Raw genomic sequence first — 26,441 nt, forward strand, 5'->3', positions numbered from 1 at the left:
GCTCCTTCCGGCGGCGTTATACGCGCCCAAGTTTCTGGATGGCCGTGCGGGTCAGATCATCGTCCGACCCCATCAGTTTGACTGAATTCTCATAGGCCCGTTGGATGTCGATCAGACGGGTCATTTCAAGGACGGCGTTCACGTTGCTGCCTTCGATAAAGCCCTGCTTGACCTGTGGGTTCTCCATCTGCTGTGGCTGGCCTGCGTTCGGGGGCAACTGGTACATGCCCGCGCCCATGGGCAGCATCTGCGCCGCCTCGTTGATCGCGACAACGCTGACCGCGCCAAGCACCGCGCCTTGAGGGTTGGTCACGGTGCCGCTGGTGGTGATCACCACCTCGTCCCCCACATCATCGGGTAGCACGACAGGCCCGCCGCCCACGCCAAGCAGGGGCATACCACCTGCGGTTTTCAATTGGCCGTCGACATCCACAACAAGGCGCCCGTGACGGCTGTAACCTGTTTCGCCGCCGGGCAGCTGGAAGCTGAGCCAGCCGTCACCGGCCACGGCGATGTCCATCGGGTTGCCGGTCTGCATCAGCGGGCCGTCGGCAAGTTCAAGGTATGTCCCGCTTTCGCGCACATAGTTGATCGCGTTATCGCCGCTGCCATCGGGTATGGATTCAAGCACGGGGTGGATCGCCTTGTAGCCCGAGGTCGTGGCGTTGGCGAGGTTATGCGCCGTCGTGTCCATGCTGCGGGTCAGCGCGGTTGCCTGAGAAAGCGCCACATAACTGATATTGCTCATCTCATCCTCCGGCGGTGCTGAAGCATCACGAAAAAACGCATTGTACATGTCATTGCAAATACAAATTTTCATGAATACAAGGATAAGGCAAGTTCTATTTACACTATCAAGGATAGGTGTGCGCCAGTATATTTGCATAACGGTGGTCAAGGCGTTGCTGGTTCTTGCGGTTCCGGCGGGTGTACTTGTGGCCGCGCCCTCTGATGTGGTTGATACGCTGGATCACAGCGCGTTAGACGCAGGACAGACATGGCGACGGGATCTGGATTTGCGGCGCTGGTCTCCGGATGGGTTGCGTGATGATTTGCGGCACAGCATTGCCAAGCTCGGCAGCCAACGGGGCAGCGACCAGACGCGGGTGATGATGGATGTGGCCGAACTCTATATGGCCCATATGCTGCTGTTCGAGGCGGGCTCTATCCTTGCCGAAGTGACCCCTGATACGCCGGTTCATAAGCGCCGTCACCGTGCGCTGTCCGACGCGGTGCGTCTGCTGGCAGGGGAAGCACCGACCGCGGTAACGCCACCATTCAACACGTCTCCGCTGGCAGGCAACCGACCGGATCGCGCCTTTTGGGCCAGTCTGGACGCGATTGCCACCTCCGACGTTCGGCGCTTGTCGGATAATATCGAGCCAAGCTTTGGCGGGCTGAGCACACAGCCGGAGTCCGTCGTGCGGGCCGTTCTGCCTGTGCTGCTTGAGGCGGCGATTGAGCTGGACAAGCGCGAATATGTCGACGCGACCCTGCGCCTGCTGGACGAAATGCCAGAGCTAGCGGGGGCCGCATCCGGTACATTCCTGCGTGCACGGGCTGCGCAAAAGCGGGGGGACGCGGCGACCGCGCTCAAGATCTATCTGGAAGCGGCAGAGGGCTGGGACCAATACGCCGTGCGCGCCCGTTTGGCGGTGGCGGATATGGCGCTTGCCGATGGCGGAAGAGGCGCGCTGCTGGCGGCACAATCGACCCTAGAAGGCGGATCAGAGGCTTGGCGCGGCGGGCGGTACGAGCTGGAAGTCTTGCGCCGGCTTGAGCGGGTGTACCACGCATTGGGCAATCATCCCGAAGCCGTGTTGACCCTTGGCCGTATTCTGCTGCGGTTCCCCGAACCTGCCGAAGCCGCCCCGATTGAGGCGCAGGCGCAAGAATTGCTGGCAGATATCTATAAGGCAGGGGGCGAGGGGCAGTATCCGCTGTCGGCTTGGGTCGCGCTGCATCTGCGTTTGCTGCCCTATTTCCGCTATACCGAAGGGTTCACGGCGCAGATTGAAACGCTGGGTGACTACGTCCTGACGTTGGGGTCGACCGATCTGGCGGCCAAGGAATACCGTCGTGCCGTGCGTATCTTGCAAGAAAAGCAGGAAGAACAAGGCACCTCCCGCGCGGCCGAGATTTTTCGCCTGAACATGAAGCTTGCGCAAGCGCAGGTGCAGGGGGGGCAATTCGCCGATGCGCGGCTGACGTTGGAACTGATGGACGTAAGTATCGCCCCCGAGATGGAGGAGGCGCATCAGAGTTTGCTGGCGCAAACCCTCTCTAAACTGGGGGATAAGCCTGCGTTGCTGAATGCGTCCGTCGATGCACCAACGGCGCAGCATTTGCGAGATGTGGGGCTCGCGCTGTCAGAAGAAGAGCGCTGGCCGCAGGCGGCGGACGTTCTTTCGCAGCTTTGGCGGACATATCCGCAGGATTTTTCCTTGCAGGATGCCACACGCCTGTTGATCGCGGCCTATCGGTCCGAAGACCAAGAGGCGCTACAGCAGGTGACGCGTTCGTTTCCCAGTCTCACGCCGTCCAAGGATCTGATTTCACTGGCGAATAGCATATCTGAGGTGCGCGATAACGTGCTGCCGCTGAGCGCGGGCGGGGCGGCGAAGCGGCTGGAGCAGCTAGAGAATGCGTTTGAAAGCATCGCGAATTCAGGGATATCTCCATGAACTCGGCTGCAAATTTCGGCTAAACCAAGGTTAGACAAAAATAAATCGCGAAAATTTAACCTTCTTTAAACCAATTCGATTATTTGTCCTGTTAGGCAAGAATACCAAGAACGACAACGAGGTAGGAAAATGAGCATTTCAAGCGCGCTTCAGACGGGTGTCAGCGGGCTGCGCGCCAACTCCAAGGCGGTTGGCAGCATCTCCGAGAACATCGCAAACTCGAACACGGTGGGGTACCGCCGCGGGTTCGCGCATATGGTCACGACCACTGCCTCGGGCGGGAATGGCGACGGGGTCCTGTCGGTCAACGCCGTTGAAGAGCTGGACATCGCGACAGCAGGCGGCCTGATCTCGACCAACTCCTCTACCGATCTGGCGATTGGCGGGAACGGTTTCTTCGCGGTGTCGATGAACCCGAACGAGACAGTGCAGACCAACTACATGCTGACCCGCGCGGGGTCGTTCCTGCCGGACGAGCAGGGCAACCTGAAGAACGCGGCGGGATATTATCTTGCGGGCTACCCCTACGGGCTGGAAGGGGACATCGGGTCGGTCGACCGGACGTCCTTCAAGGATATGGAAACGGTTAACATCGGCAATCTGAACATCTCTGCCGGCGTGACCTCGACCATCACCGCCTTTGGCAATCTGCCATCGCAGGACACAGGCCAAGCCGATCCCGGCGCACCTTTTGTCACCTCGTCCGAAGTGTTCACCGCCTTGGGTGAAAGCCAGCGCGTGAGCTTTTCCTGGGCACCTGGCACCACGGCGAACACATGGGATCTGGCGATTGCGGATCAGAATGGCAATGGGCTGGGCAGTGTCACGATCGAGTTCAACAACGCCGGACCTGCGGCGGGCTCTCCGCTGAGCTATAGCAACATCAATTCTACCGCGACGGCACCTGCCGCCTTTACCGTGGACCCCGCGACAGGCGTGGCGACGATCACCCTTGATAACGGGGTTGTTCCGCAAGAGATCGACATCACCCTTGGCAAGCCCGGCGCATTCGACGGGATCAGCCAGTTCGCGGGGGATTTCAGCCTCGCGTTTGATCGGGACGGGTCCAGCGCGGGTGAGCTTGTGCGCACCGAGATTACCGAAGACGGCACATTGTTCGGCGTTTTCGATAATGGCATGCGCCGCGCGCTTTATGACATTCCCGTCGCTGTCGTCGCCAACCCCAACGGGCTGGTCGAAGTGAAGGGCAACGCCTATCGCCTGTCGGGTGAAACAGGGTCGTTCTCTGCACTGCAGGCCAATTCTTCGACCGTGGGGTCGATCAACGCCGGTGCGCTTGAAGGGTCTAACGTGGATATTGCGCAAGAGATGACCGACCTGATCAAGGCGCAGCGGGCGTTTTCGACCAATGCCAAAGTGATCACCACCGTCGACGATATGATGGATGAAACCACCCGTCTGAAACGATAAGCCAGACGGTCTGACCGGAGCATGACATGAGCCTTACGGGCGCGCTGAATTCGGCCACAGCCGGTTTGCATACGACACAGGGTCAGTCGCGGATCGCGGCCGATAACGTGTCGAATGCGATGACCCCCGGATATGTCCGGCGCGAGGCGGTGCTGGTCACCGCCAGCGGCGGGCAGGGCGGTGCCGTCATCAGCGAGGTCCGCCGCGAGGTCGATGCGACGCTGCAACGGATGTCGCGGCTCGAAAACAGTCGGATGACGCAGTATCAGTCTATTCAGGAAGGGCTGACCACCTATACCGCCTATCTGGGGCAACCCGGTGACGGCACATCGCCCGCAGACCGATTTAACGATTTCCAGAACAGCCTGACAACGCTGGTCAATATGCCGTCGTCGAACGGGGCGCAGACATCGGTTGCGCTGGCGGCAGAGGATCTGGTGCGGTCGGTCAAAGGGGCGGCGACAACGCTGTCGACGACGTTGAACGACGTGAATATGGAAATCCGCTATGAAGTCGCGGACCTGAACACGGCCCTATACCAACTGCGTGATCTGAATGCCTCGGGCAGCGGCTTTACCCCCGGTTCGCTGGAGGCCGCGCAGTTTGATGAAAAGGTCGACACGATCCTTGACCAGATATCCGGGATCGTTGACACGCGGATACATCGGTCTTCGAACGGGTCGATCAGCCTTTATACGGTCAGCGGGGCCGCCTTGCTGGAAGGGCGCGTCGTACAGGATGTGACTTTTAACCCTAGTGACGGCACATTGATGGCGGGCAATCAGGATATCACCCCGTTCAAAGACGGTGTGCGTGGTATTCAGCACGGCAGTCTTGCGGGGCTTTCCGAGCTGAAGAGAGAGACTATACCGCAGTTTAGTCAACAGTTGGACGAATACGCGCGGGGGCTGATTCAGACCTTTGAAGAGGCCGATGCCAGCCTTGCACCGGGCGAGGCGGGGCTGTTCACAGATAATGGGATCGCGTTTGATCCGGCGAATATCACCGGTCTGGCGAGCCGTTTGCAAATAAACAGCAAGATTTCCTCTACCGGCGAGGCGGAGGTTTGGCGTATCCGCGATGGTCTGGGGGCCACGTCCCCCGGTGCAGGGTCTGAAACGGTGCAGATCAACGCATTTCTGGCAGGGCTCGACACGGCGATGAATGCGGCGACGGGCACGGGTATTCCCGCCGAGGTCACTTTGCGCGATTTTTCGGCAGAGATGATCACCAGCCAAGCGGCCACGCGCGCACGGGCAGAGAATGACTTTAACGCCGCGGCTTCTGCCGCAGAGGTCGTGATGTCGGCGCGGCGCAATTCCGAGGGTGTGAATATTGACGACGAGATGCAGCAACTGCTGTTGATCGAACAAAGTTATGCGGCAAACTCCAGAGTGCTTACAGCGGTGTCAGAGATGATCGACACGCTGATCGCAGCGGTATGAGGCAGGGACAATGGTTCTAGGTATCAGCAGTTTTTCGTCGTTCCAGTTTAACCTGTTCAACCGTCAGAACGTGCAGCGCACGACGCTGGAATTGCAACGGGTGAGCGAAGAAGTCTCTACCGGAAAAAAGGCCGACATCTATGCCGACCTGGGCCCGCGCGCGGCCTCGGTGATGAAGCTGCACGGGCGCGAGGCGAATACCCAGACCTTCATGACATCGAACGACGTGCTGGCGAGCAAGCTTGACGCGATGCTTGCGTCCGTCGATGCCGCACGCACGCAGGTACAATCGGTGCTGGAAAGCGCGCTGGTCAACGCCACACGCAATGGCAACGGGGCAGAGGTGTTGCAGATGCAGGCCCGCGCCGCGCTGGAAAGCCTCGTGTCGACGATGAACACGTCCTATAATGGCGAGAACCTGTTTTCGGGGCTGGAATCCAACAAGACCTCGCTGACCCGCTGGCCCGAAACCAGTGCCGACACAGGCCGTTCACCGCAATCGGTGGTCGAAGAGATTTTTGGCACCGGTCCAACCGACCCAGCCAGCGCCCAAGCCATCGCGGATCAGCTAGAGACCGTGTTCAACTCGCAAGACGCCGACGCCAGCCGGAACTTTCAGGGCACCTTCTATCAAGGCTCGCCCGAGCTTGATGCCAGTGGGGCCGAGACAAAACAGATCAGCGCCTGGGTGAATACCGGACAAGAGGTCGTCTACGGTGTGCGCGCCAATGACCAGTCCTTCCGCGATGCCTACAAAGGGTTGGCGATGCTGGCCGTGACCGACGTGAGCCAGATGGACGAAGCGGCCTATAGCACTTGGATGTCAGAGGTGGTCGACAGCCTGTCGGCGTCGCAAGAGGGTATGTTGGATATCTCGGCGCGGATCGGGTTCAACCAGCAGATCGTCGAGAAGACCCAAACGCAGCTGACCGATCTGTCGCTTGTGCAGCGGACGCAAATCTCGAACTACGAAAGTGTTGATCCCTACGAGGCGATCACGCGCATGAATAGCCTCGAGACGCAGTTGCAGGCGAGCTATCAGGTTTCCTCGCGGCTATCGAGCCTTTCGATCCTGAATTACCTGCGCTGATCAACCGGCTTTCGACGTCACCTCGGGCGAGCTTAACTTGTAGCCGCGGCCATGCACGGTTTCGATATACTGCCAGCCTGACTTCGACGCGGAAGCGAGCTTTTTGCGCAGTTTGCAGATGTAGACGTCGATGACCTTATCGAACGGCTGATCGATGCTGCTGCCATAGATTGCGTCATAAATCGCGTCTTTAGAGATGACTTTGTTCGAGTTCAGCGCAAGATGCTGGAACACCGAATATTCCCGTTTCGACAGTTTGATGCGGCTGCCCGATACAATCGGATCGCGCCCGTCGAAATAGGCGGTCAGCTCTCCGACGATCACGCTTTCGGAGGCATGGCCATAGTGACGCCGGATGATCGAATTAGTCCGCGACAGCACTTCGGCGCCACGGATCGGGCTGACGATCACATCATCCGCGCCAAGGTTCAGCAGGTCCGACGTATCCTTGGCGTTGCGGAAATCCTTGAGCACGATCACCGGGTTGACGCAGCCTGCGGTACGCATCGCGCGGATATATTCACGCGTATCGTCACATTCACCGATCAGAACCGCATTGGTCTGATGGCCGGGTTGCAGCAAAGGGCCAAGACCCGTCGTGAAAAACTCGGCGGTGACGAACTGAAGCTCGATACCTGCGCTGCGCAGCTCTGCCGTAAGGCCGGCGCATCGTTCTTTCCGCTGTTCGAAAATATACATGCGCATGTTTGTGTGCCCTAAACCCTGACTATTCCTATCGGTAGCAAGTATATTCTGCGGTAGCAACAATTAATAGATGATTTAACTTGTATAAATCCGGTTATTACGTGATTATGCCAAGGATAGTTGAACTGTTCTTGTACCGGAGATTTCGCAATGGCGCACAGCCAGCGACGCCCCATGACCCGCCTGTTGCGCTGCCTGCGGGCCCTTGCCGCCGCAGCACTGTTGGTCGTGCCCGCGATGCCGTCCTGGGCCGAGGTCCGGATCAAGGATATTGCGCATTTTGAAGGTGTGCGGGAAAACCATCTGATCGGGTATGGCCTCGTTGTCGGGCTTTTGGGGACGGGGGATAAGCTGAACTCCAGCCCGTTCACCCGTGAATCCATTCGGGGGATGCTTGAACGGCTTGGCGTTGCGAACCTTGATGGCGAGGCGCTGAAAACCAAGAATACCGCCGCCGTGATGGTGACGGCCAAGCTACCCCCGTTTGCGCGGCGCGGCTCGCCCATCGATATCACGGTCTCTTCGCTTGGAGATGCGACAAGTCTGCGGGGCGGTACCTTGTTGATCACCCCGCTGACGGGCGCGGATGGCGAGGTTTATGCCGTGGGGCAGGGCGCGGTTGCGGCCTCGGGCTATCGGGTGGATGGCAATGCCGCGAGCGTTGTGGATGGTGTGCCGACCATCGCACGGATCGAAAACGGGGCCATCGTCGAGCGCGAGATCGAATTCAGCCTCTTTCAGCTCGACAGTATCCGGATTGCGCTGAACAACCCCGATTTCACCACGGCGGATCGCGTGCGCGAAGCCATTGCGAAACACCTTGGGTCCAGTCAGGTCGAGGTGTTGGATTCCGGCACAATCGAGGTCTGGGTCGGCGACAAACGCAACGCGCCCGAGACGATCATGGCGGTGGAAAACCTGCTGGTCACGCCGGACGCCGTGGCGCGGGTCGTGATTGACGAAAAATCGGGCACCATCGTCATGGGCTCGGACGTGCGGATCGCGCAGGTCGCGATCAGCCAGGGTGGCCTGACCGTGCGCGTGCGCGAGAATTTCGGCGTCAGCCAGCCCGGTCCGATCAGCCTTGGCGGGAATACGGCCGTGATCAGCGAGGAACCTATCTCTATCGGGGGGACGACCGTGATCGTGCCGGAAACCGAGATTGATATCGAAGAAACTGACGGCAGCTTTACCATTCTCAACGGTGACGTGAGCCTGCAAGAGCTTGTTGACGGGCTGAACGCCATCGGCGTTGGCGCACGGCAAACCATTGCGATTTTGCAGGCCATCAAAGCCGCAGGGGCGCTTCACGCCGATCTGGAGATTATCTGATGACCGGTTCAATCCCCCCGTCACTGCCTAGTTTCGATATCGCCAAACCCGACCGCGCGGTGCAGACAGGTAAAGAATTCGAAAAGGTGTTCTTAACCCAGTTCGTCGACGAGATGATGAAAACCGCCGGTGCCTCTGCTTTCGGCGGGGAACAGCAGGCGGATATGTGGCGGTCCTTCATGTCCGAAGCCGTCGCCGGCCAATTGGTAGAGCAGGGCGGTTTGGGCTTTTCCGGTAGCGTGTCGCAAATGCTGGACGCCTACGGGCAGGGCAAAGCCAAATTTGCGGAGCAGGGCGAATGACCCCGCGCACCTTCCGTTTCGGTCAACGCGGCACCGCGCCCGAGGGCGAGGCCCCTGACCAGCTGGTGCTGACCCCGCAGGACGAGGAAAACATTCACGCCTATGTCGCGAAAATCCACGACACCATCGACGTGCTGAACCGCGAGGTCGAGGCGATCAAAGCCGGCAATCTGGATGTCGTCAGTGCGATTTTTGAAGAAAAATCCCGCGCGTTGAAGTGGCTGGAGCTGCAAACCCCGCTGGTCGAACCCTTTATAGATCACCCGATTATGGTTGAGCTGGAGGTGAAGGCGCAGCTCAAGCAGTTAAAGGGGGCGATTGAAGAGGATAGCGCAATTTTATCCCGCATGGCCGTCGCCGCCCGCACCATTCTGCGCGAGGTTAAAAAGATCAGCAATCGCAACGCGCTAGACGGAAATTATGGCAAGATGGGCCAACGTGTGAGCGGCGTTGCGGATAAGAACATGCGCGTCGATCAGAAATTCTAACGCGCGTTCCGTCGATTTTACCCAATTTGTTAACCCTGCTTTAACCTGAACTGCTATGTAGTTCAGGTTAGCCTTTACGGCTGACCTCAGTCAGAAGACTGGATCAATACGAGAAGCAAGGAGAACATTAAATGTCGTCCATTCTCACCAATAGCTCCGCAATGAACGCTCTGGCCACGTTGAAAGACGTGAACCGCGGGCTCAACGATACCCAAAGCCGCGTTTCCACGGGCCTGAAAGTGGCCTCTGGTAAAGACAACGCTGCCTATTTCGCCGTCTCCGAGACGATGAAAGGCGACAGCGGCATGTTCAAAGCCATCAACGAAGGCATGACCGCGACCAAGAACTCCGTCGCGACAGCCCGTCTGGGTGCCGAAACAGTTACTGACATTGCTCAGCAAATGGTGGAACGTATCGCCTTTGCTCAAAGCGATGGTGTTAACAAGCAAGACGTGCAGAACGAACTGGATGCGCTGGCCAAAAACATGTTGTCCGCGATTGAGCAGGCAACTTTCAACGGCGACAATTTGGTAGACGGTTCGAACTTCGACAGAACCGACCCTGCGAACCCAGTCGCCAATTCGATCAGTGTCGTCAACGGAGTTACTCGTCAGTCTGACGGGACATTCGGAACCACCTCATTTTCCTTTGAGGCTGTCGACCTTAAGGCGATCCAATCCGCGTTGGATGCTATTGATGTAACCACCCCAGAGGATGCTGATCCTGCCACCGCCGATTCTATGAGTGACCGGCTTGCTTTGGCTGAAGCGCAGTTGTCTGCGGCTATTACAGCGTCGACATCGCTGGGTATTACCGAAAACGCTCTGGAAGGTCAGATGGAATTCATCGACAGCCTGACAGACACGCTGGATTCCGGTGTGAGCTCGATGGTTGATGCGGATATGGAAGAAGAAGCGGCGCGTTTGCAGGCCTATCAGGTTCAGCAGCAGCTGGCGACGCAGTCCCTGTCGATTGCAAACCAGGCGCCTCAGAACATCCTGAGCTTGTTCCGTTAATTCGGTTTAGGCGTTATATGAAAAACCCCTCTCCGCCATTGGTGGGGAGGGGCCCTGACGACACAAAACACCGGCTTGGACATACGTCCCGCCGGTTTTTTATTGCGCTGTCGTCGCCTCGGCGCGGGCGCGTTCCTCGAAAAAACTACGCAGCGGGTCATCGATGCCGGATTCAAGGATCATCCGGTAGGTGTCGGCAAAGCCTTCGGCGGCTGGGGTCTTGTCGCCGCGGCTTTGTGACAGAAATGGGCTGGCCGCGCGGAAAAATGTGATGGCTTGGTCCGTTTCCGGGTCGGACCCCGCTTTATACGCTCCCAATCGGATCAGATCTTCCATATCGGCGTAGCGGCCCAAGGCCTTGCGCGCGACTTTGGTGATCTCGTATTCTTCGGGAGAGTGGCAGCCCGGCAGCATCCGTGACAGCGATTTTTGTAGATCGATCGCGGGGAAACGCCCCTGTTCGGCGATGCGCCGGTCGAGCACCAGATGCCCGTCCACGATCCCGCGCACCGCATCCGCGATGGGTTCGTTCATATCGTCCCCATCCACCAGCACCGTATAAAGACCGGTAATGTCACCTTCTGCCGCCATGCCGGGGCCCGCACGTTCCAGCAAATGGGGCAGTTCGCTGAACACCGACGGCGGATAGCCCCGCAGGGTTGGCGGCTCGCCGCGGGCGAGGCCGATTTCACGCTGCGCCATCGCAAAACGGGTGACGCTATCCAGCAGCAGCAGCACCTGCTTTCCCGTCGATTTGAAGTATTCGGCAATTGCGGTCGTGGTTAATGCGGCCTGTTTGCGCAGCAGCGGTGCCTCGTCCCCGGTAGAGACGACGACAACGGCGCGCGCCATGCCTTCTTCGCCCAGATCCTCCTGGATGAACTGTTGTACCTCGCGGCCGCGTTCGCCGATCAGCCCGATGACAATTACATCGGCATCCGTATTGCGGGCCAGCATGGCCATCATGGTCGATTTGCCGACACCGGAACCGGCGAAAACACCCATCCTCTGGCCGCGGCAAATCGGGGTGAAAATATCAATACATTTGATCTGTGTTTCCAGCTTCTCGCCCACTTTCTTGCGGTCGAATGCACCGGGTGGGTTGGCGCGAAAGCGGGTTTTGCGGCGCGGGCGGCGCGCGCGGGTGTATTGCGTGAGCGGGCGGCCAAGCGCATCGACCACCGTGCCGATCCAGCTGTCGTCGGGGGACACCATATCGTCATGCTCGATCAATTCGACGGTATTCCCGACGGACACGCCCTCCCATGTGCCGAACGGCAGAACGCATAGATCACTGCCCTGTGCGCTGACGACTTCGCCATCGATGTGTCCTGCGGGGGTGTGCACCCGGCATTGGCTGCCGATCGCTGCCATCGCCTCTAGCCCGCTGACGGTGAGGGTCATGCCGGTGATGGACCTGACGGTGCCCGAGATCTTTGCGCTGGCGCATGAATAGATGGACTTTTGCAGGTTTGCGAAGGCAGAAGTCAAAATATACTCTTTCGAAAATATTCTATCCTTGCTATATAACAAGGATAAATAATGAGTCTAGTATGAATACAGATCCCACATCCTTGTTCAGTCTTGCACCCAAGCGTTTGCAATGGCTTGCCACGCGGCAGAATGTCGTGTCCGAGAATATCGCGAATTCTGACGTTGCGGGATACCGCGCGCAGGATGTGCAAAGCTTTGCGAGTTATCTGGAAGACGCAGGTCGGTCGCAACGTTTGCAGGAGGCCGAGGTGGTTGAGGCGCGGGTTCTGGGTGGCACTACGGCAACCGGGAATAACGTGAACCTGGAAGAGCAGTTGGTCGAGGCGAACAGCGCCTCGGGTCAGTTCCAAATGGCCGCGAGCCTGTACCGCAAAGCGCACGAGATGGTTTACGCCGTCGCTGGCCGGAAATAACGGAGAGACGCGCGATGGATTCCCTTTCCAGAATTTCGGCAACAGCAGCCAGCGGGATGCGGGCGCAGGGTGACCGGTTGCGCATCGTCTCTGAAAACCTTGCTAATGCCAGTTCGACCGCGCAAACGGCGGGGGGTGACCCGTACCAGCGCAAGACGATTTCTTTTGAAAGCGCCACGGATCCTTCAACGGGGGCGGCGATTGTGCAGTCTGCAGGCGTGCTGCGGGATGATGCCGATTTCACACTGCGGTATGAACCTTCGCACCCCGCGGCGGATCAGAACGGCTATATCAAGATGCCGAACGTGAACCCGCTGATCGAAATGAGCAATATGCGTGAAGCCGCGCGCAGTTATGAAGCAAACCTTTCGATGCTGGACAAGGCGCGTGACATGCGCCGTCAGTTGGTCGAGCTGTTGAAGTAAGGTGCCAGAATGACAGATTTTTCCGCCATCCGTTCTTCCTACGTTGAAGCCGCCTATGCAAAGACGGTGCAGGGCGAAACGCGGGGTGCAAAACCCGCTGGCCCCGCCCCCAAGGATTTTGCCCAGATGGTCGGCGATGCCGCGTCGCAGGCGGTGGATTCGGTGCGCGAAGGCGACCAGATGGCGATCAAGGGGCTGACAGGGCAAGCCAGCCTGCAAGAGGTTGTTCAGGCCACCATGGCGATGGAGCAGACAGTTCAGGTTTCGGTCGCGCTGCGTGACAAACTGGTGGAAGCGTACCAAGAAGTTATGCGTATGCCGGTTTAACGTCAGGTTAACACGCGCCATGTTTTTCGGAGGTCCGCTGTGGATTCTGTCACTATCTACGAAATCATCCGGCAGACGTTAACCGTGACATTGATCGGATCGGCACCTGTGCTTGTTGTGGCGCTTGGCGTCGGGCTTGCCATCGCGTTTTTCCAGGCTTTGACACAGATTCAGGAAATGACGCTAACTTTCGTGCCCAAGATCGCGGCGATTTTTGTGACGCTCGCCATCAGCATTCCTTTTATTTTTTCGACACTTGTCGGGCTCTCGGACCGGGTGTTCGATCTTGTCTCCAACGGGGGGCTCTAGGGTGCGCCTCACCGCCTTGTTCATGGTTCTCTTGCTGCCCGTCTCTGCCTTGGCGGACAAAGGCGGTTGGACGGGGTTTTACACGTCATCCGCTCCTGCCGTGAAGTTGGGTCGGCAAAACGCCACGTCAAACCCGATGCGCGTCTGCGTGGACGAGATCCTTTCGGCTGAACAGCGCTATAACATTCCCGGTAACCTGTTGCTGGCGATCGGGATTCAGGAAGCTGGCCGTCAGGTGAACAACAAGCTGGTGGTATGGCCGTGGACCGCAAACACAAACGGCACCGGCACGTTCTTTGGCAGCAAGCTCGCACTAGAAGCGCATGTGCGCGAGACAGAGGGCCGCGGCATCCGGTCCACGGATGTAGGATGCATGCAGATTAACCAACGGTGGCATGGCGACCAGTTCTCCTCGCTGGAAGAGGCGACGACGCCAGCGCATAACGTCGATTATGCCGCACGTTTTCTGACCGCGCTGTATCACGAGACAGGCGATTGGTGGCAGGCCGCTGGCCGGTACCATTCGTCTAACCCCAGCTACAAAGCTGTTTATCTGCAGAAGTTGCAGCAGAACCAGCGCATCGCCCAGGCATTCCTGACCCGCTTTGCAAGCGATGTTAGCCCGGTCAATAGCACCCCGCAGCAGGTTGCAGTCACCCGCGAGATGCCCGATTTCAACTGGAGCGCCGATCTGAGCGGTGCAAACTCCGGCAAAGCGGGCGGCGCGCTGTCTATCTATTCTACGCAGGCGTTGGCCCCCATCCTGCCCCATTACGCAGAGGTCAACTGAGCGTGGCGACACCAGACACAAATCCGCAGCCCTTCAGCTTTGCCAAGCTCAGCGGTGCCAATCGCGACATCGGGTTCGCCGTGGGGATGGTTCTCATCCTGGCGATGTTGTTTATTCCGTTGCCTCCCTTCTTTCTGGATCTGGGTTTGGCGATTTCCCTCGCGTTGTCCGTTCTGATTCTCATGGTGGCCCTGTGGATCGGTACACCCTTGGAATTCAACTCCTTTCCGACGCTTTTGCTGGTCGTCACGATGCTGCGTCTGGCGCTGAACGTATCCTCCACCAGATTAATTTTGAGTGAAGGCCATAACGGGCCGGGCGCTGCGGGGAATGTCATCGAGGGATTCTCGCAGTTCATTCTGGGCGGCGACTTCATCATCGGCATTATTGTTTTCACAATTCTGGTGATCATTAACTTTATCGTCATCACTAAGGGCTCTACTCGAATCGCGGAGGTTGCGGCGCGATTCTCGCTGGATGCGATGCCGGGCAAACAAATGGCGATCGATGCCGATCTCGGTGCCGGTGCCATTACGGAGGAGGAGGCGAAACTACGGCGTAAAACGGTCGAGGAAGAAAGCTCGTTCTTCGGGGCGATGGACGGTGCGTCCAAGTTCGTCCGCGGGGATGCTGTTGCTGGGTTGATCATCACGCTGATCAACGTTTTTGGCGGCATTATGATCGGTATGATCAGCCACGGACTGAGCGTGGGCGACGCGATGAGCCGCTATACAGTGCTAACGATCGGTGACGGTTTGGTCACGCAAATCCCGGCGTTGGTCGTGTCTCTTGCCGCTGGTTTGTTGGTGACCAAGGGCGGAACACTGGGTGCGGCGAACGAAGCCGTCTTGGGGCAGCTCAGCAATTTCCCCAAGGCTTTGTATGTCGCGGCGGGGCTGACATTCTGTATCGGTTGGCTGCCCGGCTTTCCGTTGATGATCTTTCTCGCGCTCTCTGCCGGGATGGCGGGCTTTGGCTATATTATGCAGAAGTCTTTTCTGGAGCGCGACAAGGCCGAGAAGCTCGCCGCCGCGCGCGACGCAGCACCTGTTGAGAGTGCTGAAGACAAGCTGTCGGATATGCTGCGCGTTGATGATGTCCGGCTGGATCTCGGCTCTGGTCTCGTGCCGATGATTACCTCGGTCAATGCGGCGCTGCCGGGTAAGGTCAAAAGCCTGAGGTCGTTGTTTATAAAGGACTTCGGGTTTGTCTTGCCGTTAGTTCGGATCAAGGACGATGCGGAGCTTCCCGCCTATACCTACGCCATTTCCCTGCAAGGGGTGGAGGCCGCCCGTGGGGAAGTGGACCCGATGATGATGATGGTGATCAACCCGTCGGGGCAAGAAATTAACCTACCCGGCAAACGCACGCGCGAACCGACCTTCGGGTTGGAAGCGATCTGGGTTGACGAAACGCGCGCATCCGAAGCAGAGCTCATGGGGATGACTGTCGTTGATCCGGAAAGCGTGATCACCACACATCTAACCGAGGTGATCAAGGAGCATATGCCCGAGATCCTGACATATGCCGCGACGCAGGAATTGATCGAGGGGCAGGGCAAGGAATATCAGAAACTGCTTTCAAGCGGCTCGGATAGCAGCTCGGCTGTTATGTTGCAGCACGTCTTGCAGGCGCTGCTAGCAGAGCGGGTGTCGATCCGAAATCTGTCGATGATCATCGAAGCGGTCGCGGAGGCAAGTGCCACGTCCAAGAATATCCGCACAGTGATCGAGCACGCCCGTAGCAAACTGGCCAAACAAATTTGCCAATCCTTGAAGGATTCCCAAGGATATGTGCCCGTCATAAATCTGGGTGGAGATTGGGAGCGCGAGCTTGCGAGTTCGATCTCTAAAGCGAACGGGGAAGAAACCTTCCTGATGTCGCCGTCGCGGGTGCAGGAGTTTGTTCTTGCAGTACGCAAGGAAATCCAGAAGTTTTCGAGCGCAGATGAATGGCCGGCCATTTTGGTCAGCCCGCAAGCGCGGCCCTACGTCCGGTCGATCCTCGAACGGGTGAGCCCCATGACCCAAGTGATTTCGCACAACGAAGTCCACCGCAAAGCGTCGCTACGTACTGTTGGCACCGTCGGTTAACCGATCGTGGCAATCGAACCCTTCATTTCGACGCTATTTTTCTCTTTTTTCGTGGTGTTTGCCCGCATTGGCACGGCGCTGATGTTTATGCCCGGGTTTGGGGAGGTGCAGATTCCGGTACGCCCGCGGCTGTCCTTGGCGGTGCTGATCAGTCTTTCTCTGCTTCCGCTGACGCCCATTGCAAGCGCGCTGCCTGATAGCGCGGTGACCGCGGTGTTCCTGTTGGGCGCCGAGGTGCTGATCGGGCTGTGGATTGGTCTTTGTGCGCGTATCCTGTTGTCAGCATTACAGTTTGCGGGGTTCCAGGTCGGACAGGTGTCTGGCTTGGCAAACGCTTTTGGCCCGTCGTTCGGGTCGTTTGAAGGCGCGACGATGGTGGCGACCTTGCTGCTGATGAGCGCGGTGACGATGATCTTTGTCACAGACACCCATCATCTGATCATCCGCGCATTGCTTGCCAGTTATCAGGTGTTCCCACCCGGACAGTTCGTGCTCGCCGATCTTGCCGATCAAATACTCCGTGTCGCGAGTGCGAGCCTCTATATCGGGACGGCAATTGCGGCCCCCTTCTTTGTGATGGGTGTGATTTTGAACCTTGGCATGGGGCTGGCAAACCGGATGATGCCACAACTGCCCGTGTTTTTCGTAGCGGCATCGCTGTTGATCGGGGCAGGGCTGCTGATCCTTGCTATCGCCCTGCCGGCCATGCTTGAGTACTTCCTAGTGCGATTCCAGGAGTGGATCATGGGCTTTAGGATCTAATCATGGCCGAGAATAGCGACAGCACGGAAAAGACCCTAGAGCCGACCGAAAAGAAGCTTAAGGACGCGCGCAAGAAAGGGGATGTCCCGTCTTCAAAGGAGACGGGGAACATGGTCGTTGTCGTGGCGATGTTGGGGATCGCCGCCTTGGTCTTGCCCTATCAGGCCCCGCAAATCGTCGTCGCGCTGTCCGTTCTGCTGGACCATTCCCCAAATCTGATGGTCGCCACGGGGGAGCCGGGGGTGATCCGGCTGGGGCAGATCATGAGCGAATTCTTCTATATGATCGTGTGGGCAGTCCTTCCTATCTTTGGCGTTTTGTTCTTGGGCGGCGCGATTGGCGCGGTGATTCAGGGGGAAACCGTCGTCGCGGCAGAGCGTATCAAACCAAAGCTTTCCAAATTGTCACCGCTGGAAGGGTTGAAGCGTCTTTTTTCGGCCAATGCGCTGGTCGAATTCGCGAAAAGTATCGTCAAAGTCTTGGCAATCGGTGGGCTTGCTGTGTGGTTCACGAATGAAGCGGTGCGGCGCATCTGGACCTCGTCGGGCTTTATCCCTGAGCACCTGCCCGGCTATCTGACCGCCGCTGCTGTTAAGCTGTTGATTGCGGCTGCAATTCTGCTTGTGCCAATCGCGATTGCCGACATTCTGTGGCGTCGTTTTGATTGGCGGCGCAAGCAAAGGATGAGCCAGAAAGACATCAAGGACGAACATAAGGAATCCGAAGGCTCCCCCGAAATCCGGCAGAAACGGGCGCGTCGTCGGCGCGAGCTGTCACAACAGCGTACAATCACTGCTGTGCCTTTGGCGGATGTCATTCTGACCAACCCGACCCATTATTCAATCGCGCTGAAATATGACCCGGCGCAGGATATGGCCCCGGTCTGTATCGCCAAAGGGGCGGATCATCTGGCGCGGCGCATCCGCGAAGTGGCTGCGGAGCACGATATTCCGATGATCGAGAATAAACCGTTAACGCGAATGCTATATGACGAAATCGACGTCGATCAGGTCATTCCCGTCGCCCATTGGGAAATTGTCGCCGAGATCATCAGCTTCGTCTTTGACCTGCGCAACAATAAAAAGCGGGCGGCACCGCAGGGGTCTACCCTGCGGACCGATCCATATTAACGAAGCTTGATACCTGTAAGGTCTTGGTCCGCCGGAAGCTGCGAACGTTCCAGAATGATTTTGGAGACGGCGCGTGCCCGTACAGGCGGGATCTTTGCAAGGATAGGCGCGGCTGTTCTTGGCTTCATGGTGCCAAGGATCATAATCGTCGTCTCGATGTCCAGATCATCCATGATACGCGCCGCATCGGTCGGCTTCATATTCGTGTAAAGCTGGATCAGACGATCAAGGTCTTCGGTCTGCGCGGCATCAACGCGACCCAGCAGATCCTCGATAGAGGTCTTGAGCTCGGTCAGAGATGCTTTTTCGATGTTAAGCCGTTCGCGGGCCAGCGCAAATTCAGCACGTTGGTTTTCCAGCTCTTCCTGCTGCAACCGCACCAATTCGCGCTCTTTCGTGAGCGAGATCAAAACGTCTTCGGGCGCTTCGCAGCCGTTTGAAAGTTCGGGCAGGTTGCCCACAAGCGGCGGGGCATCCTGAACCGGTTGCAGGCCCGTTTCCTCTTTCGTTTCAGCGGCAAGAACGACCATCGGCTGCTGCGGCAGCGCGCTATCCTTGAACAAGGGCAATTCAGGAAAGGATAGCGCGGCTTTGGCGCAGAGCGTCAGGGCCAGCCCCCCAAGGATAATTTTCCCGTTCAACATACCTGGTCCAAACATCTATCAGCCCTTTGCCGCAGAAGAATTTTCGAAAAACGCGCGCACCATCTCTTTTTTATCCCGTACCACACGCACGCCGTTGCGTTCTGCCGACGCTTGCTTGGTCGCGCGGCGGCTGGCGAAAGAGGCGGCTGTTTCTTCGGGCGGGGGGGGCGCTTCGACGGGGGCCGGCGCACGTTGCGCGGTTTCGATGCTTTCCCGCATGTGGTGCACAGATTGTTCGGATTTATCGACCGCAGAGGAGAATTGTTCGACCAGCGGTTCAAGCTGTTTCAACGTCGCCGTCAACTTGCGCAATTTCATCGAAACCACGTAGCCATAGCCGATGCTGCCAATCAGCAATACGACGATCAGGCTGTCAATTATCGTTGCCATCATCTTCGTGGTCCTCCAGAATTTCCAGCTTTTCGGTAATTTGCACAGCCACATAGCCGTTGTTGCGTTTGCCCAACGACACGTTGAACATCGGGGTGTCGGCACAGGTCACGGTGGCATCGCGGCCTTCCTCGATGCCGAAATCAATGGTGTCGCCGGGCCGCCATGACATGATTTTTTGGAGCGGGAAGACGTTTTCGGACAGGACGACATCCAGATCGACGTTCGCCCGTTCGATCTGCGCCCCGATCAACCCGCGCCACTGGTCTTGCGACACCATACGGTCGCCGAAATAGACTTTGCCCAAGTCGGGCAAGATCTGTTCAAGTGCGTCATAGGGGATGACAAGATCAAGGTTTCCGGTATTTCCTGCAAGGGTCAACGACAGCCGTAACCGCGCGCAAAGGCTTGTGTTTTTGGCAATCGCGGCACCTTCGGCCTCGGTTTCGATGCGATCGAGTTCGAGGTTCGCAGCCCCCACAACCGACAAAGACCGCTCCAACTCGGCAAAGACGGCAGAGGCAAGCCGTTCGCCAAAGCCGAGCTCGATCGCGGTAAAGGGATCGGTGTTGTCGAGATCGACGTTCTTGGCGTTCCCGCCCAGCATCAGTTCAACCGCGGTCATAAGCACCGCTTGATCCATCACCACAAGGATTTCACCGACAAAGGGGTGACCTGTGCCAACGGCCAGAAACGTGGGCTTGGGCAGCCCTTCGATCACTTTGCCCATGGGGATATAGTCAAGCGAGGCCAGTGAGGCTTCACACATGGCGCGCATCAGGTCGGGCAGGGCAACCGACAGGTTTTCGACCATGCGATCGCCAATGATGTCGAGCATGGGCAGGCGATCAAAGGTGAAATCCGACATGCGGATGATTTCGTCGATCAGGGTGCTGCCTGCTTCGTCGGGTCGCCGTGCTGTTGTGTCGCTCTCGCTCATCGCCGCCTCCTACTGCACGATCAGGTCTTTGATCAGGATTTCCTGCGGCAGATCGCTGCCCACGGCGGCGCGCGCCCGTTTCAGCAGTTCGGCCTTGATATAAAGAATGCCCGCCATGCCGCGCACGTCGTTTTCGGTCAGCCCCCGCAGGTAGCCGTTGAAAAGATCGCGCATGAAGGGCTGGCGTTCGACCATCAGCTTGTCCGCGCCCGCATCGGGCCGGTAGGCTACCATCAGGTTCACCTTAAGAAACGCCGATGTCGGCGTGCCGTTCTGATCGAAACCTTGGATGTTGGTCAACATCTCGCCCAGATCGATCAGCCCTGTACTTGCGGCCTTGGTATCGTCGGCGTGGTCTTCGGCATCACCCTCGTCCTTGGCGTGATCGTCTTTACCATGATCTTCCGTGTCGGCGTGATCATCCTTGGTGTCCGTCTGATCGGCTTCTTCGCTTTTATACTCGGGCTCGAAGGCTTCGGCGTCTTTGACGTAGGCCGCACGGGCAAGGAAAAAGCCGCCGCCCAAGGATACCACGCACATGAGCGCGGCCGCGATCAGCATTTTGCGCGACCCGCGTGGCCGTTCCGCTGCGTCAGCAGAGGCGGCCTGCTTTGCCGCAGCTGGCTTTTTTTTCGCTTTGTCGGCCATGTGGAAACCTTAACTTGGTGTTAATGCCACATTCCCCTTTTAAGGGCAAAAACACAAGGTTAAAAATTGTTTAATACTTGCCTTGAGGCATGAATTGATCAATATATTCACAACAAATCGATGCTGAGGGGCCCCATGCAAGGATTAATCGACAATCTCAAGTCGCTCGGTAAAAACAAGCTCATGATGCTTGGTGGGGCGGGCATTGGTGTGGTGCTGTTGATGATTCTCGGCATTGGTGCTGTGACCCGTCCGGACTACGCGCCGCTCTATTCGAATCTGTCGATCACCTCCGCCAATTCGATCGAGGCGACGCTGGCAAACGCCGGCTTCAATGCCATGGTCTCTGAAGACGGTACCAGCATCTCGGTTCCCCGCGGGGACGCGGTGCGGGCGCGTATGGTTTTGGCAGAGACCGGCATGCCCATCGATGGAGATCCGGGATGGGAGCTGTTCGATGAAAGCAGCGGGCTGGCGATGAACTCCTTCCTGCAGAAGATCAATAAGATGCGCGCGATGGAGGGGGAGCTCGCCCGCTCCATCCAGACGCTTGACGGGATCTCGTCTGCGCGGGTTCATCTGGTGTTGCCCGACCGCGAGCCTTTCTCCCGCGATGCGCCAGCGCCGCGTGCCTCTATCATCCTGCGCCCCGAATCCGGCCGTGCGGTGACCCGTAAGCAGGCCGTGGCGGTCAGCAATCTGGTCGCCTCTGCCGTTGCTGACCTGGATATTTCGCGCGTCACCGTTCTGTCGGCCAGTGGCGAGACGATCCTGGCGGAAGGGCCGGACGGCAGCAGCCAAGGCGGCGTCCAATCCGCCAAAGCAGGCATTGAAGACCGCCTGTCGCAAGAGATCCAGAACATCCTGACAGCGCGGGTCGGCGCGGGGAATGCGCGCGTCCATGTGAACGTCGAATTGACCACGCAGCGCGAAGTCATTGTCGAGCAGACATACGACCCCGACCAGCAGGTCGTGCGGTCGACCGAGACGAAGTCCGAAGACCAGACCGGCACGAAAGAGGCAGGCAACGTTGGTGTGGAAAACAACATCCCTGCCGCTTTGGCCGATGGCAACGGGGCAGGGACATCGACCCGCCGCTCCGAAGCTGACGAGATCGTGCAGTACGAGATCGGCAACACCCGCCGAGAGATCGTGCGCGAAGCCGGCGACGTGCGGCGCATGTCGGTCGCGGTTCTGGTGAATGGGATCTACAACGTTGACGGGTCCGATGTGATCTACGCTGAACGCACGCCGGAAGAGCTCGCGCGGCTAGGCGAACTGGTCAAAACCGCCGTCGGATTCGACACTACACGCGGGGATAGTGTCTCTGTCGATAGTATGCGGTTCATGGATTATTCGATGGATCTTGGCGATCCGATCGACAAATCTATCGGGGATGAGCTGACCGATAATGTCGTGTCTATTGTGCGCGGTGTTCTGGCCCTGCTGGTTGTCGGCCTGATCCTCGTCTTTGGCGTGCGGCCCATGCTGCGCAAGTTCAGCGAAGGCGATCAGCTCAACAGCTACGAAGATCCCGCCCTGACCGCAGAGAAGGCCGCCGAACCCGCCGCACTGACAGCGGAAGGCCAGCGCCCCAAGCTGCCTGGCACCACGCCAGCCGTCGCGGATATTGCCGAGGATGACGACCCGCTGACTGTCACGGATGAGGATATCGAAGCTGCTGAAGTGGCTGAATACGTCCGCAAGGAAGGCATCCGCGGGAATCTCCACAAGAAAAAGATCGAGACGATCCAACAGCTTGCAGATGAGAAACCCCAAGAGGTTCTGCGCGTGATCCGGTCATGGCTTCCTGCCGAGGCAGGCGCATGATCGATCTTTTCGCCCGGAATTTTGACAGCGACAACGCGCCCGCGGCGCCCGTCACTACAATCGACGAGGAAGAGCTGAACCTGCGTCTCGCCGAAGCGCGCAAGCAGGGCTTTGATGCCGGGCGCGCCGTCGGTCAGCAAGATGCAAAGGCGGAGTTTGACGCGCAAGAGGATGCACGACTAGAGGCGGAGAGCGCTGAAATCCGTGCGCAGCTTGACGCGCTGATCGCGCAAGATACGAGACAGTGCCGCGCAACAGAGACTGATATCGTGGAACTTTTCCTCGGCATCGGCGACCGGCTTGTACCAGAGTTGCTGCAAAACTACGGCGTCGATCTGGCCATTGGTCGCATCCGTGAAAGCGTCGCCCTAAGCCGCAGTACACCGGTTCTGTCCATCACCGCCTGCCCCGAAGTCGCCGCACGGCTGCAGGCCGAGCCGCCGGTTTGGCTACCTGCATCAACAGACGCCGCGTCGATCAAGATTGTCGCGGATAGCGATCTGCCCCGTGGTGCGGCGCGGGTCGTCTGGCAGGGCGGGAAGCTGGAATACGATCTTGAAGAGGCAACCACGGCCGTGCGCAGCGCCTTGCAAACCGCCGCCGTTGAACTGACCGCAACCACAAGGATTGCTGAATAATGCTACATAATGACCAGGATAAAACCCAAGCAGACCTGACTGACAGCACCCCTCAGGATGCAGAAACCAAAGCGCCGGCGGGTCTGGATGGTAAAAGCCTTGATGCGATTTTTGGTGTCAAACTTGACGTCCGTGTCGTTCTGGGGCGCAGCCGTATGCCGATCTCGGAGCTGCTGAACCTGACCAAAGGGTCGGTGATCGAGCTTGACCGCCGCGTGGGTGAACCCGTCGACATCATGATTAACGATCGCATGGTCGCGCGCGGTGATCTGGTGCGCGTGCAGGGGGATTCCCTTGGAGTTGCGCTGCGTGAGATCGTCAAAGACTTCGTCTCAGAAATCTGATGTCCCCCCGTTTGCTGCCCCTGTTTGCACCGCGCGTGATGTGTGGTCTGGCCTTGGTTTTGGCCGGTGTCGTTGCGTCCGCATCGACCGGATGGGCGCAAGAGGCAGACCTTGGCAGCATGGTGCGGGACCTCTCTTCGGCTTTCGGTGACGTAACGCCGGGCACGGACGAGGGGGCCAGCCTGTCGGGCCGTCTGATCCAGCTGTTCGCGATTATCACGGTCCTGAGCGTGGCACCGGGGCTTTTGGTGATGGTCACGAGCTTCACCAGATTTGTCATTGTTTTCTCGATGTTACGGCTTGCGCTTGGGTTGAACCAAACGCCACCGAACATCGTGTTGAACGCTATGGCGCTGTTCATGACCTTCTTTGTAATGCAGCCGGTGTTCGAGGATGCGTGGGAGGGCGGGCTGGTCCCTTTGATGGAAAACGCCATCATCGAAGAGCAAGCCGTGCGCAATATATCTGAGCCGTTTTACAACTTCATGTTGGTTAATACACGCGACAAGGATCTCCAGCTTTTCACTGATATTGCGGATGAAGCCTCGCCGCCCTCGGACGGGCCTGCTGCGCTGCCAAGCTGGCGGGTGCTGGTGCCCTCCTTCATGATTTCGGAGCTGCGGCGCGCGTTTACCATCGGCTTCCTGATTTACCTTCCATTCATCGCGATCGACCTGATCGTGGCATCGGTTTTGATGAGCGCAGGCATGATGATGCTGCCGCCCGTGTTGGTTTCGCTGCCCTTCAAGGTCATCTTTTTCGTACTGATCGATGGGTGGTACATGCTGGCTGGATCGCTGATTCAATCCTACGTTTCCGGATAAACCGCCGCGGTCATAAATAGCCATGTCAAACAAGAATAGTTTCGGCTATCCTTGTGCGATAATATCCAGCCTGCGGGAATCGACGATCTCATGAACCAGTTTGTACCCCTTCGCAAACATCGCCACATGTCCGGCGCGCAGAAATCGGCGATCCTTTTTCTGTGTTTGGGCGAGGAGAGGGGCGGCGCGATCATGCAGCAGCTTGATGTTGATGAGATCCGCCAGATCACCACCGCTATCTCGACGATGGGCGAAGTCGACGCCGGTATCGTCGAAGAAATCATCGCGGAATTTGATGAAAAAGTGAATCACAGCGGCAGTGTGGTCGGCTCGATTGATGCCGCGCGCGGATTGCTGAAAGAATTCCTCCCCGAAGATCGTGTTGCTGAAATTTTGCAGGAAATTGACGGCAAAAAGATCGATAACGTTTGGAAAGACCTGTCGGATCTGGACGAGAAGGAGTTGGTCGCCTTTCTTCAGAAGGAACACAACCAGACGATCGCGGTCATCCTGACACGAATCCGGCCTGACGTCGCGGCAAAGGTATTGCCGCTTTTGGGGGGCGAACGCGCCGCCGATCTGATTGAGCGCATCATGGGCATGGACAAGCTGCCGATCGATACGATTCAGAATATTGAGAACACCTTGCGTGAAGATGTGCTGGCCAAGGCCGGGAACAGCGCTGAAGCCCGGATCGAGAGCCAATTGGTGTCGATTTTCAACAAACTCGATGAAGATATGTTGGTTAATCTCACCCGCAACCTGGAAGAGCGCCAGCCTGATAAGCTTTTGTCCATCAAGCAAAAAATGTTTGTTTTCGATGATTTGGTTAAATTCAACGAAATGATGTTGGGTAAAATCATGCGCGAAGTGAGCGGGAATACCCTGCCGATGGCGCTGCGTGGTGCCAAGAAGGAAGTGCGTGAACATTTCCTGGCGTCCCTGCCTTCGCGATCACGCGGAATGCTGCAGGATGAAATGTCTTCAATGGGCCCTGTCCGGTCCAAAGATGTTAAAGGCGCGCAGGCTCAATTGGTCGAAGCCGCATTGCGTTTGATGTCGGAAGGGGAGGTGTCCTTGCCCGAAAATGACGACGATATGATGTCGGATATGCCGAGCTGATCAGCGATACAGGCGCGAAGCAGAGAATGTGACAGCCGTCACATCGATTGTGATCGGCACGAACTGGCCGCCCAGATTATAAGACTGCAGCAGATCAAGCGCTATTGAATTTGCCTGAAATCCCTGTGGGTTAACGGCATCTGAAATGGCAACGTAGCGCGCGATCAGCTTCTCACGCTCCGCCGGATCCGCCAGTTTTTCAAGGTCGAATTTATCAGCGAGAAGGGCCTTTTGTTTGTCGAGATCAAGGGCAGACATCTGTTCGGGGAGCGACAAGGCGACCTGGAAGAAATTGGTTAGCTTCTCGCTGGCCAGCACCTCGAACCAGTTATCAATGCCGCTAAACTTGTCACGAAATTCTAATACCGTGCCCACGGTCTCGTTCTGGGCGTCATTTTCGTTAATGTACTGCCGATTATAGAAGCGTGTCGTCACATCATTCAGGAAATCAGGGTCCGTCAAATCAGGGGTCTGCGGACCTGCCTCTGTCGTGAAGCCAAGGGCCAGATGCATTTCGCGGAAGCGGCTATCGGTCAGTCGGTTCAGCAGGGATGAAGGTTCGACCGGATCGGATTCCAGCATTTTGCGGATCAGCCCTTTGCCGAAAATCTGGTCTTCCAAGTCAAAGGCCCGCATTACAAAACTGTAGACTTCAAAATCCGCGATCAGCTCTTCCGGGCTGGAGATGTCGCCGATTCTGTCGCGAAACGCTTCTTCCGCGCGTTTGTTGGCGGCGGAATCACGCATCAGATCAAGCTGTTTGTCCCGCGTTGCGTCAATCAGCTTGAGCGCGGTGGAACTGCCTAAACCTGAAATGCTGATCAT

29 protein-coding genes are annotated in these 26,441 nt (G+C 57.8%); 21 read left to right on the forward strand and 8 right to left on the reverse strand.

Annotation, left to right across the window (positions count from 1 at the left end; all coding sequences use genetic code 11):
- Positions 1-16: 16 nt before the first annotated feature.
- A complete protein-coding gene (locus tag ACNQ62_RS13190) occupies positions 17-748 on the reverse strand; it encodes a flagellar hook-basal body complex protein (protein ID WP_240790865.1) in 732 nt (243 codons plus the stop codon).
- Positions 749-866: 118 nt separating this feature from the next.
- Here ACNQ62_RS13190 and ACNQ62_RS13195 point away from each other — a divergent pair, with 118 nt between their 5' ends.
- From ACNQ62_RS13195 to ACNQ62_RS13210, 4 genes are all read left to right on the forward strand, one after another.
- Positions 867-2,684 (forward strand): tetratricopeptide repeat protein, encoded by a 1,818-nt coding sequence (locus ACNQ62_RS13195; protein WP_418095042.1) that lies wholly within the window; start codon positions 867-869, stop codon positions 2,682-2,684.
- A gap of 129 nt (positions 2,685-2,813) precedes the next feature.
- Positions 2,814-4,115 carry a flagellar hook protein FlgE gene (locus ACNQ62_RS13200; RefSeq protein WP_005849017.1) on the forward strand — a complete coding sequence of 434 codons (1,302 nt, stop codon included), beginning with the start codon at positions 2,814-2,816 and terminating at the stop codon, positions 4,113-4,115.
- A 26-nt stretch (positions 4,116-4,141) separates the two neighbouring features.
- Positions 4,142-5,560 (forward strand): flagellar hook-associated protein FlgK, encoded by a 1,419-nt coding sequence (flgK, locus tag ACNQ62_RS13205; RefSeq protein WP_180829497.1) that lies wholly within the window; start codon positions 4,142-4,144, stop codon positions 5,558-5,560.
- A gap of 10 nt (positions 5,561-5,570) precedes the next feature.
- Positions 5,571-6,650, forward strand: a complete 1,080-nt coding sequence (locus ACNQ62_RS13210) for a flagellin (protein WP_418095043.1) — start codon at positions 5,571-5,573, stop codon at positions 6,648-6,650.
- Here ACNQ62_RS13210 and ACNQ62_RS13215 read toward each other — a convergent pair whose 3' ends face one another.
- Entirely contained in the window at positions 6,651-7,355 is a 705-nt protein-coding gene (locus ACNQ62_RS13215) for a response regulator transcription factor (protein WP_005849021.1), read from the reverse strand. It abuts the gene before it with no gap.
- A gap of 174 nt (positions 7,356-7,529) precedes the next feature.
- Here ACNQ62_RS13215 and ACNQ62_RS13220 point away from each other — a divergent pair, with 174 nt between their 5' ends.
- The 4 genes from ACNQ62_RS13220 (at position 7,530) to ACNQ62_RS13235 (ending at position 10,493) form a co-directional block, all read left to right on the forward strand.
- Positions 7,530-8,687 carry a flagellar basal body P-ring protein FlgI gene (locus ACNQ62_RS13220; protein ID WP_184583851.1) on the forward strand — a complete coding sequence of 386 codons (1,158 nt, stop codon included), beginning with the start codon at positions 7,530-7,532 and terminating at the stop codon, positions 8,685-8,687.
- Positions 8,687-8,989, forward strand: coding sequence for a hypothetical protein (locus ACNQ62_RS13225; RefSeq protein ID WP_064216621.1), 303 nt, complete (start codon positions 8,687-8,689; stop codon positions 8,987-8,989). The genes ACNQ62_RS13220 and ACNQ62_RS13225 overlap by 1 nt, the downstream gene beginning before the upstream one ends.
- Positions 8,986-9,477, forward strand: a complete 492-nt coding sequence (locus ACNQ62_RS13230) for a flagellar biosynthesis protein FlgI (protein ID WP_418095044.1) — start codon at positions 8,986-8,988, stop codon at positions 9,475-9,477. The genes ACNQ62_RS13225 and ACNQ62_RS13230 overlap by 4 nt, the downstream gene beginning before the upstream one ends.
- A 131-nt stretch (positions 9,478-9,608) precedes the next feature.
- The gene (locus tag ACNQ62_RS13235; RefSeq protein ID WP_353628592.1) at positions 9,609-10,493 is read left to right on the forward strand and encodes a flagellin; all 885 of its coding nucleotides are present in this window, start codon (positions 9,609-9,611) and stop codon (positions 10,491-10,493) included.
- A gap of 99 nt (positions 10,494-10,592) precedes the next feature.
- Here ACNQ62_RS13235 and ACNQ62_RS13240 read toward each other — a convergent pair whose 3' ends face one another.
- A complete protein-coding gene (locus tag ACNQ62_RS13240; RefSeq protein WP_184583845.1) occupies positions 10,593-11,984 on the reverse strand; it encodes a FliI/YscN family ATPase in 1,392 nt (463 codons plus the stop codon).
- Between the two features lie 62 nt (positions 11,985-12,046).
- Between ACNQ62_RS13240 and ACNQ62_RS13245 the strand changes: the two genes are divergently transcribed.
- The 8 genes from ACNQ62_RS13245 to ACNQ62_RS13280 are packed head-to-tail and all read left to right on the forward strand — an operon-like array spanning position 12,047 to position 18,236.
- Complete coding sequence (locus ACNQ62_RS13245; protein ID WP_037942041.1) at positions 12,047-12,400, forward strand: flagellar basal body protein; 354 nt, start codon at positions 12,047-12,049, stop codon at positions 12,398-12,400.
- 14 nt (positions 12,401-12,414) lie between these two features.
- A complete protein-coding gene (gene flgC / locus ACNQ62_RS13250; RefSeq protein ID WP_074636865.1) occupies positions 12,415-12,825 on the forward strand; it encodes a flagellar basal body rod protein FlgC in 411 nt (136 codons plus the stop codon).
- A 9-nt stretch (positions 12,826-12,834) separates the two neighbouring features.
- Entirely contained in the window at positions 12,835-13,152 is a 318-nt protein-coding gene (locus ACNQ62_RS13255) for a flagellar hook-basal body complex protein FliE (protein ID WP_005849033.1), read from the forward strand.
- 39 nt (positions 13,153-13,191) lie between these two features.
- Positions 13,192-13,461 (forward strand): flagellar biosynthetic protein FliQ, encoded by a 270-nt coding sequence (locus ACNQ62_RS13260; protein WP_005849035.1) that lies wholly within the window; start codon positions 13,192-13,194, stop codon positions 13,459-13,461.
- Position 13,462: 1 nt separating this feature from the next.
- Entirely contained in the window at positions 13,463-14,251 is a 789-nt protein-coding gene (locus ACNQ62_RS13265; protein ID WP_288960702.1) for a lytic transglycosylase domain-containing protein, read from the forward strand.
- A 2-nt stretch (positions 14,252-14,253) separates the two neighbouring features.
- On the forward strand, positions 14,254-16,344 hold the full coding sequence (gene flhA / locus ACNQ62_RS13270; protein ID WP_037942043.1) for a flagellar biosynthesis protein FlhA: 2,091 nt from the start codon (positions 14,254-14,256) through the stop codon (positions 16,342-16,344).
- A gap of 6 nt (positions 16,345-16,350) precedes the next feature.
- Positions 16,351-17,106 (forward strand): flagellar biosynthetic protein FliR, encoded by a 756-nt coding sequence (locus ACNQ62_RS13275; RefSeq protein ID WP_418095045.1) that lies wholly within the window; start codon positions 16,351-16,353, stop codon positions 17,104-17,106.
- 2 nt (positions 17,107-17,108) lie between these two features.
- The gene (locus ACNQ62_RS13280) at positions 17,109-18,236 is read left to right on the forward strand and encodes an EscU/YscU/HrcU family type III secretion system export apparatus switch protein (RefSeq protein WP_005849043.1); all 1,128 of its coding nucleotides are present in this window, start codon (positions 17,109-17,111) and stop codon (positions 18,234-18,236) included.
- Here the strand turns inward: ACNQ62_RS13280 and ACNQ62_RS13285 are convergent.
- Genes ACNQ62_RS13285 through ACNQ62_RS13300 form a run of 4 tightly spaced genes read right to left on the reverse strand, consistent with a single transcriptional unit; the run spans position 18,233 to position 20,858 of the window.
- Positions 18,233-18,895, reverse strand: a complete 663-nt coding sequence (locus ACNQ62_RS13285) for a MotE family protein (protein ID WP_005849044.1) — start codon at positions 18,893-18,895, stop codon at positions 18,233-18,235. The genes ACNQ62_RS13280 and ACNQ62_RS13285 overlap by 4 nt on opposite strands.
- Positions 18,896-18,898: 3 nt before the next feature.
- Positions 18,899-19,273, reverse strand: a complete 375-nt coding sequence (locus tag ACNQ62_RS13290; protein WP_037942048.1) for a hypothetical protein — start codon at positions 19,271-19,273, stop codon at positions 18,899-18,901.
- A complete protein-coding gene (locus ACNQ62_RS13295) occupies positions 19,254-20,210 on the reverse strand; it encodes a flagellar motor switch protein FliM (protein WP_005849047.1) in 957 nt (318 codons plus the stop codon). The genes ACNQ62_RS13290 and ACNQ62_RS13295 overlap by 20 nt, the downstream gene beginning before the upstream one ends.
- Before the next feature lie 9 nt (positions 20,211-20,219).
- The gene (locus tag ACNQ62_RS13300) at positions 20,220-20,858 is read right to left on the reverse strand and encodes a flagellar basal body-associated FliL family protein (RefSeq protein ID WP_418095046.1); all 639 of its coding nucleotides are present in this window, start codon (positions 20,856-20,858) and stop codon (positions 20,220-20,222) included.
- Between the two features lie 135 nt (positions 20,859-20,993).
- Between ACNQ62_RS13300 and fliF the strand changes: the two genes are divergently transcribed.
- The 5 genes from fliF to ACNQ62_RS13325 all read left to right on the forward strand — a co-directional run bounded on the left by fliF (position 20,994) and on the right by ACNQ62_RS13325 (position 25,616).
- The gene (gene fliF / locus ACNQ62_RS13305) at positions 20,994-22,688 is read left to right on the forward strand and encodes a flagellar basal-body MS-ring/collar protein FliF (RefSeq protein ID WP_418095047.1); all 1,695 of its coding nucleotides are present in this window, start codon (positions 20,994-20,996) and stop codon (positions 22,686-22,688) included.
- The gene (locus ACNQ62_RS13310) at positions 22,685-23,326 is read left to right on the forward strand and encodes a hypothetical protein (RefSeq protein WP_005849051.1); all 642 of its coding nucleotides are present in this window, start codon (positions 22,685-22,687) and stop codon (positions 23,324-23,326) included. The genes fliF and ACNQ62_RS13310 overlap by 4 nt, the downstream gene beginning before the upstream one ends.
- Complete coding sequence (gene fliN, locus ACNQ62_RS13315) at positions 23,326-23,670, forward strand: flagellar motor switch protein FliN (protein ID WP_009824335.1); 345 nt, start codon at positions 23,326-23,328, stop codon at positions 23,668-23,670. Before ACNQ62_RS13310 ends, fliN begins: the two co-directional genes overlap by 1 nt.
- Positions 23,670-24,494: a flagellar type III secretion system pore protein FliP gene (gene fliP / locus ACNQ62_RS13320; protein ID WP_005849053.1), complete on the forward strand. Its 825-nt coding sequence runs from the start codon at positions 23,670-23,672 to the stop codon at positions 24,492-24,494. Before fliN ends, fliP begins: the two co-directional genes overlap by 1 nt.
- Before the next feature lie 90 nt (positions 24,495-24,584).
- Positions 24,585-25,616: a flagellar motor switch protein FliG gene (locus ACNQ62_RS13325; RefSeq protein ID WP_340241867.1), complete on the forward strand. Its 1,032-nt coding sequence runs from the start codon at positions 24,585-24,587 to the stop codon at positions 25,614-25,616.
- On the opposite strand, the gene ACNQ62_RS13330 is transcribed toward ACNQ62_RS13325, so the two are convergent.
- Complete coding sequence (locus tag ACNQ62_RS13330; protein ID WP_037942060.1) at positions 25,617-26,441, reverse strand: DUF1217 domain-containing protein; 825 nt, start codon at positions 26,439-26,441, stop codon at positions 25,617-25,619.

Source organism: Sulfitobacter sp. SBS6 (genome assembly GCF_048285585.1).
In the GTDB taxonomy this organism is placed as follows: Bacteria; Pseudomonadota; Alphaproteobacteria; order Rhodobacterales; family Rhodobacteraceae; genus Sulfitobacter; species Sulfitobacter pontiacus.